At 44.8% G+C, this 12,924-nt stretch carries 8 protein-coding genes and 1 rRNA gene; 6 read left to right on the forward strand and 3 right to left on the reverse strand.

The features are described from left to right. Positions 1 to 460: 460 nt before the first annotated feature. A complete protein-coding gene (locus AC1DM9_RS34100) occupies positions 461 to 1,912 on the reverse strand; it encodes a SpoVR family protein (RefSeq protein WP_076271725.1) in 1,452 nt (483 codons plus the stop codon). Positions 1,913 to 2,081: 169 nt separating this feature from the next. After that, positions 2,082 to 2,990, reverse strand: coding sequence for a sensor domain-containing diguanylate cyclase (locus AC1DM9_RS34105; protein WP_441887188.1), 909 nt, complete (start codon positions 2,988 to 2,990; stop codon positions 2,082 to 2,084). 321 nt (positions 2,991 to 3,311) lie between these two features. Here AC1DM9_RS34105 and arfA point away from each other — a divergent pair, with 321 nt between their 5' ends. The 5 genes from arfA (at position 3,312) to AC1DM9_RS34130 (ending at position 10,195) form a co-directional block, all read left to right on the forward strand. Beyond that, the gene (arfA, locus tag AC1DM9_RS34110; RefSeq protein WP_441887186.1) at positions 3,312 to 4,820 is read left to right on the forward strand and encodes an arabinosylfuranosidase ArfA; all 1,509 of its coding nucleotides are present in this window, start codon (positions 3,312 to 3,314) and stop codon (positions 4,818 to 4,820) included. Positions 4,821 to 4,905: 85 nt separating this feature from the next. Further along, the gene (locus AC1DM9_RS34115; protein ID WP_477552117.1) at positions 4,906 to 5,829 is read left to right on the forward strand and encodes an ArsR/SmtB family transcription factor; all 924 of its coding nucleotides are present in this window, start codon (positions 4,906 to 4,908) and stop codon (positions 5,827 to 5,829) included. A gap of 139 nt (positions 5,830 to 5,968) precedes the next feature. After that, positions 5,969 to 7,699, forward strand: a complete 1,731-nt coding sequence (locus AC1DM9_RS34120; protein WP_441887183.1) for an ABC transporter ATP-binding protein — start codon at positions 5,969 to 5,971, stop codon at positions 7,697 to 7,699. Beyond that, positions 7,692 to 9,536: an ABC transporter ATP-binding protein gene (locus tag AC1DM9_RS34125; protein ID WP_441887181.1), complete on the forward strand. Its 1,845-nt coding sequence runs from the start codon at positions 7,692 to 7,694 to the stop codon at positions 9,534 to 9,536. Before AC1DM9_RS34120 ends, AC1DM9_RS34125 begins: the two co-directional genes overlap by 8 nt. A 98-nt stretch (positions 9,537 to 9,634) precedes the next feature. Then, a complete protein-coding gene (locus tag AC1DM9_RS34130; protein ID WP_339204113.1) occupies positions 9,635 to 10,195 on the forward strand; it encodes a DUF1232 domain-containing protein in 561 nt (186 codons plus the stop codon). A gap of 78 nt (positions 10,196 to 10,273) precedes the next feature. On the opposite strand, the gene glsA is transcribed toward AC1DM9_RS34130, so the two are convergent. Then, entirely contained in the window at positions 10,274 to 11,215 is a 942-nt protein-coding gene (gene glsA, locus AC1DM9_RS34135) for a glutaminase A (protein ID WP_076271731.1), read from the reverse strand. 379 nt (positions 11,216 to 11,594) lie between these two features. Between glsA and AC1DM9_RS34140 the strand changes: the two genes are divergently transcribed. Beyond that, positions 11,595 to 12,909 (forward strand): 16S ribosomal RNA (locus AC1DM9_RS34140). The last annotated feature ends 15 nt before the right edge of the window (positions 12,910 to 12,924 follow it).

Here is a 12,924-nt window from a genome sequence, read left to right on the forward strand (position 1 = left end):
TTTGGGAGGGTGAACCTCCAAGGGATTGTGGAGTATGCGTGCAGTAGAAACTACCTGGGGAATATTTCCTAATAGTTCCTCTATTTCCGCATGCCCAGCCCACCACCTCAACCGGTATCACCTGTGCTGTTTCTTAAAATCGACCTAATYCAAGGTGATGAAATCCTGCGAATGAGTGAGTATATGTGAGATAAACCCTTAAAACCGAGGGACGGTTAACGTTAGTTCAGCGAGTAGCAGTTCTACGTTTCCAGCGCGTAAGGGTATTTGAGTCTTATCAAAAAGGCTTATGTAGTGACAATGTACTGAGAAAAAATTCTGTATATAAAGGGGGGCGACCCCCCCTTGGCCCCCTCTGTCCGTAAAATAGAAAACCCGATCGAGTGAGATCGGGTTTTTTGTCTCATGGTTATGCATAATAGCTTTTAAATGCAGAATTAAGAAGCACTATCTTCTTAACTCAAACAAACTTCCGACTCGTCTTCTTCCCATCACAGCTGAACACAATCTTCTTATCCTCAACAAAAGTCTCCAGATGAACGTTCTTGCCCCAAAGCTGAACGACATGAGGCAGTGTGCGTTCTACATATTTGAGATCCAACTCCATACCCTCATACTCGTGGATTAAATAAAGCTCACCCACACGATTGAAATCTCCATCCTTAACCATCAAACTAGGAAACCCGCCGTTTACTTTCGAATAAACAAGCTGATCGCGAATTTTCTCCCACGACTTATCGGTAATTTTCCACTCAGGGCCTTTTTTCTCGAAAATGTACAGATCGAGATCATTAACCAGATCCTTCGTCAGGTAGTTGCGGATGAACGAAATATCTGAATCGAGCTCGCGTACCTCGAACATTTTCTCTCTGCCCTTGCCGGGGACGCGTCCGAAGCGTGCTTGTTCTTCCTTCGTTGGATTATCGAATCGGCGCTCGATATCCTCGAATATTTTCAAGCCCAAATAATAGGGATTCAAGGTGTGCCGGGATGGCTGCACGACAGAGGAGTTCAGCTTAGCGAACTCAATTGTTTCATCGCTAGTCAGATCAAGCTCGCGAATAATTCGTTGATGCCAGTAGGAAGCCCAGCCTTCGTTCATAATCTTGGTCTCGATTTGCGGCCAGAAATAGAGCATCTCATCGCGAAGCATAGATAGAATGTCGCGCTGCCAATCCTCCAGAGTAGGGGAGTATTCCTCAATAAACCAGATGAGATCTTTTTCTGGCCGTGGCGGAAATCGTTTGGCGTCAGCGGCCTGTGATTGAGCGGCTGATGCGGCGGCAGCTGTCCGATCCGGGTCCAGATTCCACAAATCATCATAAGAGGAAGAAGGGATATTCCACTCCGAGCGCTCGCTGTCCTTTTGCACCATTTCGATATAACGTTTCTTATCCAATTGATATGGCTTAATGAGCGTCGGATCGACATGCTCTTGAATGGCAAGGATCGCATCGATAAACTTCTCGACCGCCTCCGTGCCATGATCCATTTCATATTGATGAATACGATCCGCTGTAGCAGACATGCTCTCGACCATATTGCGATTGGTTACACCAAAGCGAGCGTTGTTTTTGAAAAAATCACAGTGAGCGAGCACATGGGCGACGATGAGTTTATTTTGAATTAGAGAATTGCCCTCTAGAAGAAACGCATAGCAGGGGTTGGAGTTAATGACGAGCTCATAAATTTTGCTTAAGCCGAAGTCGTATTGGAGCTTCATTTTGTTGAACGTTTTTCCAAAGCTCCAGTGGCTAAACCTTGTCGGCATACCGTACGCGCCAAAGGTATAAATAATTTCTGCCGGGCAAATCTCATAGCGCATTTGATAAAAGTCTAAACCAAAGCCGGTAGCTATTTCTGTTATTTCATCAATGGATCGCTCCAGTGCACGAATTTCATCCTGTCTCATCCGTCATCCCTCCGCATGCGAAAATACGATTCATACCATGTGTATGAGCGGGTGGTCAAGGTTATGACGAAGTGTGCAGGATGGACTCAGCGTATGTGGCGATCAAAAAAAGAAAAAACCTTGGACATCTGCCTTTTCGAGTAAATACTCAAAGTGGAATCAGACGATCTCAAAGTTTTTTTTCATTTTGCTTATTGTCGTACATCGCTAGGTCAGCGTTGCTTATCAATTCTTTTAGCGTGCTAGCCGTGCCGTGCGTTGAACTAATGCCTATGCTAGCGGAAATATGAATGATATGACCATTGATTGTGAATGGCTCGTCAATCGATTTTTTTATTTTACTGGCTACAAAATCGATATCTTGGTTGTCCACCAAATGCTGAAAGCAAATAACGAATTCGTCTCCACCGTATCTAACGAGGATGTCGGTTTTTCTGACGTCTTGTTTCAGTCTCTTAGAAATTTGAAGCAGCAGCAAATCACCAAAGTCATGACCGAACGAATCATTAACCTCTTTAAAATCATCGATGTCGATGAACATCACACTAAACTGCTTGTCCGAGCCAGCATGATCCAAATGAGATAAATAACGTCGATTGTAAAGACCGGTCAAGCTGTCCGTAACACTTGCGTTTTCTAAATCCAATATATATCCGAAAAAAGCGGCCATCGAATGGAGAAATCCGAGCTGCCTTTCATCTAGATGAATCGGTTCTTTATTTATGGCGCATAGGGTACCAACTGCTGTCTGGTCAGCTGTTCTTACAGCGATTCCGACCAAAGCTTGTGCTCCAAGTTGCTGGGTAATAGGTAAAGAGGCTGTACGCGGATCATCAAGTGTATTGGTGATGTTAAGAATGGAACAATCCTGCTCTAAAACAAGATTGCAATAACTTTGCAGCAAATGTAACGGTAAGCTATTGGTTCCTTCATTTTCATGACGGTTGAGCGCTCTTATGATTCTGCTTCCATTATGATCAATTGTAGCTATCAATAAAGTGTCAACCTGTAGAAAGTGCTTCAAGGTGTCAATAATATGGTCGGCTGCATCTTCTAGTGAGCGTATAGTACTGCTCATGCTCTCAACTCCTGCCGTAGTGTTGAAACAAAGGAATTACCTTATAGTCCCATAGTAGTCTAAAAAGAGGACTAACTCAAGAAACAATTGATAATAACTAGGCAAATTGAACTATAAATTTATGACTTCGTAAACCTTTACCTTGTATCGAATAAAGAATTGGTCCTCTATTCCTATGAATTAATATAAATATAAATTCATTATATATAAAATTAATACTTGAATTAATTACGAACGTGTAGTTAAATAAGTAGTATAAATCACTATTAACTCTTAACTAACTAATTAATGAAATTATTAATTTAATTGAGGTGGATGATTATGACAAACAAAGCGACAATGATAGTGGATAAGGATTTTCAAGTTGGGGAAGTGGATAAACGTATATATGGATCATTCATAGAACATCTTGGGCGTGCGGTTTATGGCGGCATTTATGAGGCGGATCATCCGCAAGCAGATGAGCAGGGTTTTCGCTCCGATGTTCTTGAGCTAGTAAAGGGACTTGATGTGCCTATCGTCCGTTATCCTGGCGGTAATTTTGTATCCGGTTACAACTGGGAGGATGGTGTTGGTCCGGTAGATCAGCGTCCGAAGAGGCTTGAGCTTGCATGGCGAACGGTTGAGCCCAATTGGATCGGCTTTAATGAATTTATGGACTGGTGCAAAAAGGTGAATACAGACGCTATGATGGCCGTCAATCTTGGTACTCGCGGCATTGATGATGCACGCAACTTGATTGAATACTCCAATCATAAGTCAGGATCATATTGGAGCGATCTTCGCATCCAGCATGGTTATAAAGATCCCCATAATGTAAAGACATGGTGTCTCGGCAATGAAATGGATGGACCTTGGCAAATCGGACACAAAACTTCTGTAGAATATGGTCGCCTTGCTAACGAAGCAGGAAAAGCGATGCGATGGGTTGATCCGACCATTGAGCTAGTTGCATGTGGAAGCTCGCACATCGGAATGCCGACGTTCCCTGAATGGGAAGCTACCGTACTTGATCTTGCTTATGATACGATTGATTATGTGTCGATTCATCAATATTATGGGAACCCTCATAACGACACGAAAAACTTCCTAGCACAGTCTATGAGCATGGATTCCTACATTAATACAGTCATTTCAACCTGTGATTATGTGCAAGCAAAAAAACGTGGAAAGAAGCAAATCAACCTTTCCTTTGACGAGTGGAATGTGTGGTATCATTCAAATGCACAAGACCGTAAGCTTGATCCTTGGCAAATTGCTCCGCCACAGCTTGAGGACGTGTATAATCATGAAGATGCACTTGTTGTTGGCTGCATGCTGATCAGTATGCTTAAACGTGCAGATCGTGTAAAGATGGCTTGTATCGCACAGCTGGTTAACGTGATCGCACCAATCATGACGCAAAATGGCGGACCTGCATGGAAGCAAACGATTTATTATCCATACATGCACGCAAGCATTTTCGGTCGTGGCACAGTGCTGGTACCGCTAGTGAAATCGCCGAAGCATGATACAAAGGATTTTACAGACGTGCCATACTTGGAAACGGTAGCCGTTCATAATGAAGAGAAAGAGGAAGTAACGATTTTTGCGGTTAACCGCAACACGGAAGAGTCGCTTCCATTCGAAATCGATTTGCGCAGCTTCGGTGCTTTCCAACTAATTGAACATATCGTGCTTGAATCTGATGATTTGAAAATGACGAACACGGCAGACGCGCCAAATCGCGTAAAACCGCACACAGCAGGTAATGCTGCGCTTGCAGACGGCGGAAAAATTGCCGCGACGCTTAGCAAAGCATCATGGAACGTTATTCGTATTAAACTATAATGGAATCAACAAGGGGATCCGGAAGCCGCGATTGCGGCTTTTGGGATGCCCTTCTATTATTATAGTAAAGAGAGAGGAGGAGATCATGATGATAAATGCGAATACGGATGAAGCATGGCTGCCTTTATATGAGGCATTGGCTAGTCCTGTCAGGCTCTCCATTATTAATTTGCTTGCAACAAATATGATGAACGTGAAGGAGCTTGCTGAAGCTATCGGTCTAAGCAGCGCGATTGTAACGATGCATATTCGGAAGCTGGAGAAGGCTGGCATTGTAGAGACGAAGATGGTTCGTAAACATGGCGGCACACATAAAATTTGCTCGCTTGCTGAACGTACCATAACGATTGAACTGCCTCCTAAGGCGCTGGATGTGAAGAAGGTGCATGACGTTAGCGTGCCAGTTGGACATTTTACAGAATTTGAAGTGTTTCCGACTTGCGGCATTGCTACAACGGAGAAGCTGATTGGGCAATTTGACGATCCGCGTTTCTTCTTGGAACCGGAGCGAATGAATGCAGGCATTCTTTGGTTCGGCAAAGGTTATGTGGAATACAAGGTGCCGAATTATTTGTTAGCGGGTCAACGGCCTGTGGCACTTGAAATTACACTGGAGCTGGGTTCAGAAGCGCCAGGGGTAAACGATAATTGGCCATCTGACATTAATTTTTCCCTTAATGGAATGGATATCGGTATGTGGACGAGCCCTGGTGATTATGGAGATGTAAGAGGACGTTTCTCACCGGCTTGGTGGGGAGATCGGGTCAATCAATACGGACTGCTCAAGGTGATACGCATTCAAGAGGATGGGACGCTAATTGATGGACAGCATATGTCATCAACTAGTATCGGTGAAATTGGGTTGGAGCGAAATTTCTGGACATTCCGCATTGGCGTGAAGGAAGATGCCGTTAACGTAGGCGGGTTAACCTTATATGGCAAGGGTTTTGGCAACTATAATCACGATATTATGTTTCGAGTGTTCTATGAAGATGCGCGCAGTGTTTAAGGCAGCTTGACTGCCTTAAGCAGGCGCACCCCCTCCCTCAGATAGCCCCGAGTTTATAATCGTGCATACCATTTTCTGTTCAAAAAGATATAATGAGTAGGATAGCTAATCTAAGCCATTATTACTCGGAGGAACAAAGATGCTGACTATGTTCAATTTTCTCAAAAAATATCGTTTTGCTGCTTACGTTGCTCTGCTGCTTATGCTGGTGGAGCTCGTAGTGGAGCTGCTTCAACCGTATATTATTTCAAAAATCATTGATGATGGTATTGATAAAAATAATTTATCGGTTGTGCTGCAATGGGGCGGCTTTCTAATTGGTTGCTCTGTTATCGCTTTTATTGTAGGAATACTTAGTTCTTTTTATGCTTCACACGTAAGTCAGAGCTTCGGATTTGATTTAAGAGAGCGGCTTTATGAAAAAGTGCAATCGTTCTCATTTGCCAATTTTAATCGTTTTCCGGAATCATCGCTTATTACTAGATTAACGAATGACGTTTCACAGCTGCAAAATACAGTGTTCATGGGACTGCGTATTATGCTTCGCGCCCCATTGCTCGTAATCGGAAGTATCATAATGGCCTTTATCGTTCAGCCTAAGCTGGCCATATGGCTTGCTGCGGTCATTCCGTTTCTTGGTGTTTTTCTGCTTTGGGTGCTTAAAAAGGGAGAAAAGCTTTTTCGTTCTGTTCAGAAGCAGCTGGATCAAGTGAATAGCGTGATGCAGCAAAATTTAATCGGCATGAGAATCGTGCGTGTATTCGTTCGGATGAAGCATGAATCGAAGCGTTTTGCATTTTCCAGCGAGCAGCTGATGGATCGTACCGTATCCGCTCTTCGTTTAACGGAAGTTACGATGCCAATCGTGCTGTTATTTATGAATGCGATTGTTATAGCCGTGTTGTGGTTTGGCAGAATCGAGCTCGATCGGAATGGAGCAACCGTTGGTGAGGTGGTTGCCATTTTGAACTATGCGATGAGGACGATTGGTGCTTTATCCATCATGTCCATGATCGTGGTCAACTTCTCGAGAGCGCGCGCATCAGCTCAAAGAATTGAAGAGGTTGTGCTAACGGATATCGACTTAACAGATACAGTTGACAGCGATGAAGCGGTAAAGCTTCGTGAGGGATACGTTTCCTTCGAGAACGTATCTTTTGAATATCCGGATTCTGATCTGCATGTATTGCGAGATATATCCTTCTCGGTATTACCGGGTGAGACAATTGCCATTATGGGTGCGACCGGTTCTGGCAAAACATCGCTCATTCAACTGATTCCTAGACTTTACGATGTGCAGACGGGCGTGATTCGCGTGGATGGCAAAGACAATCGCTTAATGAAGCTTGAGCAGCTTCGCAAGCAAATTGGGTATGTTCCGCAAGAAATCATGCTGTTTACAGGCACGGTGGCGGATAATATTCGCTGGGGCAAGGAGAATGCCAGCATCGAAGAAATTATAGAGGCTGCCAAACTAGCTCAAATCCATGACACGATTATGAAGCTGCCGGAACAATACGATACGATAGTGGGGCAAAAAGGAGTAAATCTCTCAGGTGGACAGAAGCAGCGTCTAACGATTGCGAGGGCATTAGTTAGAAAGCCAGTTGTGCTGCTGCTTGATGACAGCACAAGCGCACTCGATGTACAAACCGAGGCTGCTCTTCTGCAAGCACTTAAAAATATGAGCTGCACGACATTCCTTATCACGCAAAAAATAAGCTCAACCGTAGCTGCGGATTCAATTCTTCTACTTGATGAAGGCCAATTGCTGGCACAAGGCAAGCATGAGCAGTTGATCCGTGAATCCAGTTTGTATCAGAAAATATACGAGTCACAGTTCGGGAAGGAAGGTGTGTCCCGTGCTTAGACAATTAAAGGAGCCTTTTCAGTACCAAAGATCTGGGGAAGCGGTCGAATCCACTGCAGCAGACAAAGGTAAACGTAAACCACGCGCGCAAAATATGAGCCAAACGCTGAAGCAAATGTGGAGTTACCTGATCGTCTATAAGGGCAGACTTGCAGCTGTCATCGTAATGGTTATATTAAGCTCTGCGTTCTCATTGCTGGGACCCTATATGGCAGGTACCGCAATCGATCGCTTTTTGATGAATAGAGATAGCGGAATTATTGTTTTTCTACTATTGATGGCTCTCGTTTATGCGCTGCACTCGATCACGATGTGGCTCCAAAGTATTTGGATGATAACCATTTCGCAAAAAACGGTCTATCGCATGCGGGTCGAATTGTTTGATCATTTGCACAGGCTGCCGATCCCTTTTTTCAGCAAGCGTCAGCATGGAGAACTAATGAGCCGCGTTACGAATGACATAGAAAACGTAAGCTCATCTTTAAATAGCTCTGTGATTCAAGTGTTTTCAAGTATCCTTCTTCTTGTTGGAACCGTAAGTGTTATGTTGTCCCTTAGTCCGCTTTTGACTCTATTAACCTTCCTCGTTGTGCCGCTTATGGTACTGGGGATGAAATGGATCACAAAACAAACCGGCCGACTGTTCAAAGCTCAGCAGCGCAATCTTGGCGACTTAAATGGTTATATAGAAGAAACATTGTCGGGACAACGCATAGTGAAGGCCTTTTCTCAGGAAAAAACAGTCATCTCCGCCTTCAAGGAGCGCAACGAGCGTATTCGAGTTTCTGGCTTCTGGGCGCAGACGATTTCTGGTTTCATTCCGAAGCTGATGAACGCGTTAAACAACTTAAGCTTCACGATCATTGCAGGAATAGGTGCGATATTTGTTTTAAATGATCAAATAACAGTCGGTACAATTATTATATTTGTGGAATATTCCAGGCAGTTCACAAGACCGCTTAATGACCTTGCTAACCAGTGGAATACGCTATTATCTGCTGTCGCTGGTGCTGAACGTGTATTTGATGTGCTAAGCGAAGATGAGGAACGAAAAGATGAGGGAGCAGCTCGCGAACTTGCAGAAGTAAGCGGAAAAGTCGTTTTTGATAAAGTAACATTTGCTTATGAAGGAAGGATAGCTACGATAAGCGAGGTAAGCTTTGAAGCTACGCCAGGAGAGACGATCGCTCTAGTAGGTCCAACCGGAGCGGGTAAAACAACACTCATCCAGCTTTTGTGCCGATTCTATGATCCGAGCTCGGGTAGCATCTTGATTGATGGGCACGATACACGTACGCTCAAACGTGAAAATTTGCGCTCGCATATGGCGTTTGTACTGCAGGACCCATTTCTGTTCGAGGGGACCATCTATGAAAATATCCGTTACGGCAAGCTGGATGCAACGGATTTAGAAGTCCAACAGGCTGCAAAACTCGCAAACGCACATTCCTTTATTTCTCGTCTGAAGGACGGCTATGGGACCGTACTTAAATCAGACGGCAGCGGAATTAGCCAAGGACAGAAGCAGCTGCTTGCCATTGCCAGAGCGATTCTAGCAGATCCTTCAATCCTTGTATTAGATGAAGCGACAAGCAGTATCGATACGGTGACCGAAATAAAAATCCAGGAAGCGCTGCAACGGCTTATGAAAGGGAGAACGAGCTTTGTCATAGCCCATCGTCTGAACACCATTCAACAAGCGGATCAGATTGTAGTGCTGCGTGACGGTGCCATTTTGGAGAAAGGATCTCATTCACAGCTCCTTATGCAAAAAGGCTTTTACAGCTCGCTCGTTAATGGGCAGCTTAATAATGGCATGCTGAGTGAATCAGATTAAACGTCTGCATGGCACACTATTACTGATATACGCAAACCTTATTGCAACTATTTTAGGGGATGGAGAGTATTATTAGTTATATCAAGGAGGTGGGATGTATGACTATTACCCTGTGCCCCAAATGTGGAAACCAAAATGATGTCGACGCGAACAGGCAAATGGTTGTGGAATGCTCCTCTTGCGGTACGATACTGATTGATGATGCTGATCTTAAAGATGCAGAAGAAGGGCTTCAAAGGACCTTGGATCATAAACAAATCAATCCGCCTGAGGAAGTTGATATAGAAAAGTACATTAGCAAATTAGGTGACCATGAGAAGCAAACGAAGTATGTAGAGGAAGGGTTCTGGGCAAAAGTGAAGCGTCATGCAGCTAAGGTGCCGTTCGCTAAAGAAGTAGTCACGCTTTATTATTGCTCGGCTGATCCCAAGACGCCGCTATCTGCTAAGGTCACAGCTATTGGAGCTTTAGCCTATTGGATTTTGCCGCTTGATCTTATTCCGGATTTTATACCTGTAGCAGGTTTTGTTGATGATGCAACAGCTGTATTCATCGCTTACAGGTCTCTTAGTGGCCAAATAACGGAAGATCACCGTGAGAAGGCAGAGCAGTTTTTCATATTGAACAAAAATGTGAAGCTAATTGATCCACAGTCGTAATACAAACAGTATAAAAAGGATGACCCAGCGAGTTTATCGCAAGCGGTCATCCTTTTTGTTTTCAAGTAAGGCAGTATATTAGAACAAGCTCCATTCAAACTCTCTCGATAACGACTCAAGAAGAGCAACACCAGCGATGCTGTTTCCTTTTCGGTTCAGCGATGGACCAACTAATCCGATACCATAACGGCCAGGCACCAGCGTTAAAATACCGCCGGATACGCCGCTCTTGGCTGGCAACCCGACATGAATCGCAAACTCTCCAGAGGCATTGTACATGCCGCAAGTTATCATAAAGGTTTTGGCAATTTGAACGAAGCGGCGAGGAATAAGCTGTTCTCCGGTTGTAGGATTTTTGCCGTTATGCGCCAGAACTAAAGCCATTTGAGCCAAATCTGCACAGGTTACGCTGATGGAGCAGTGCCGGAAATAAACTTCAAGGACATCTTCGACTGATCCTTGCAGAACACCGTTATCTTTGAGGAAATATGCCATTGAACGATTAAGGTTCGCTGTATCCGCTTCAGAACGATAGACGTCCATATCGTAGTCAAGTGAGCTATTATTAGAAAGAAGGCGAAGGAAGTCTAACACTCGTGCAGATTTTTCAGCAGGATCTTTGCCAGCAATTAAAGAAGAGATCGCAATGGCTCCAGCATTTATTAGTGGATTAAAAGGAATGCCCGGCTGTACGAGCTCAAGCTTCAGCATAGAATTAAAGTTGTCTCCAGTAGGCTCCATGCCAACCTTGTCAAAGACGACATCTTCTCCGTTATCCATTAGCGCTAAAATGAGCGTGAATACTTTTGAAATACTTTGCATCGTAAAAGAGAGATCTGTATCGCCTTCAGATATAGAAAGGCCGTTTGAATCAATAAGGTGTATTCCTAATGCCCCAATCGGTGATTTCGACAGCTCGGGTATATAGGAGGCAACTTTGCCGCTGCTGCATTGTTCACGGCTTGATTCAACCCATTGTGGAAGCAGAGCTTGAATACGTTCGATTTCTGATAATGTCATTTTTATTGCTCCCTCTTGTGAACTAGCTCTAAAATTGGATAAATGGCTGAATAATCATATTATTATTCTATTATAATTACGAAGTGTTTATAAAGTTGGAATTTGTTAAGTTTATTTGAAAGTAATTGGTTATATTTTACCGAAAATCGAGTGAAAACATGCTTTTTAAAGTTTTTTTAAATAAATGCTTGACCAATTGGAGGGGGGCATGATATATTCTAATTCCGGCCGAGAGAAACACGCGGACGACAAGAAAAACAAGCAAGACAAACGATAGAAAAGTTTGCTCTTTGAAAACTGAACAACGAGTAATAACTGCCTTGCAAATCCTTCGGGATGAGCAAATATAGCGATAAAAGTWATGAGCAAGTCAAACACCAATTTGGAGAGTTTGATCCTGGCTCAGGACGAACGCTGGCGGCGTGCCTAATACATGCAAGTCGAGCGGAGTTGATGAGGTGCTTGCACCTCTGATGCTYAGCGGCGGACGGGTGAGTAACACGTGGGTAACAATCTTCCGCAATGGACGAAAGTCTGACGGAGCAACGCCGCGTGAGTGATGAAGGTTTTCGGATCGTAAAGCTCTGTTGCCAGGGAAGAATGCTTGGGAGAGTAACTGCTCYCAAGGTGACGGTACCTGAGAAGAAAGCCCCGGCTAACTACGTGCCAGCAGCCGCGGTAATACGTAGGGGGCAAGCGTTGTCCGGAATTATTGGGCGTAAAGCGCGCGCAGGCGGCCTTGTAAGTCTGTTGTTTAAACTTGGGGCTCAACCCCAAGTCGCAAGGGAAACTGCAAAGCTTGAGTACAGAAGAGGAAAGTGGAATTCCACGTGTAGCGGTGAAATGCGTAGAGATGTGGAGGAACACCAGTGGCGAAGGCGACTTTCTGGGCTGTAACTGACGCTGAGGCGCGAAAGCGTGGGGAGCAAACAGGATTAGATACCCTGGTAGTCCACGCCGTAAACGATGAATGCTAGGTGTTAGGGGTTTCAATACCCTTGGTGCCGAAGTTAACACATTAAGCATTCCGCCTGGGGAGTACGGTCGCAAGACTGAAACTCAAAGGAATTGACGGGGACCCGCACAAGCAGTGGAGTATGTGGTTTAATTCGAAGCAACGCGAAGAACCTTACCAGGTCTTGACATCCCAATGAAAGCATTAGAGATAGTGCCCCTCTTCGGAGCATTGGAGACAGGTGGTGCATGGTTGTCGTCAGCTCGTGTCGTGAGATGTTGGGTTAAGTCCCGCAACGAGCGCAACCCTTGATCTTAGTTGCCAGCACTTCGGGTGGGCACTCTAGGATGACTGCCGGTGACAAACCGGAGGAAGGTGGGGATGACGTCAAATCATCATGCCCCTTATGACCTGGGCTACACACGTACTACAATGGCCGATACAACGGGAAGCGAAACCGCGAGGTGGAGCCAATCCTATCAAAGTCGGTCTCAGTTCGGATTGCAGGCTGCAACTCGCCTGCATGAAGTCGGAATTGCTAGTAATCGCGGATCAGCATGCCGCGGTGAATACGTTCCCGGGTCTTGTACACACCGCCCGTCACACCACGAGAGTTTACAACACCCGAAGCCGGTGGGGTAACCCGCAAGGGAGCTAGCCGTCGAAGGTGGGGTAGATGATTGGGGTGAAGTCGTAACAAGGTAGCCGTATCGGAAGGTGCGGCTGGATCACCTCCTTTCTAAGGAAATACCCG

The organism is Paenibacillus sp. 01T431, from assembly GCF_056398625.1.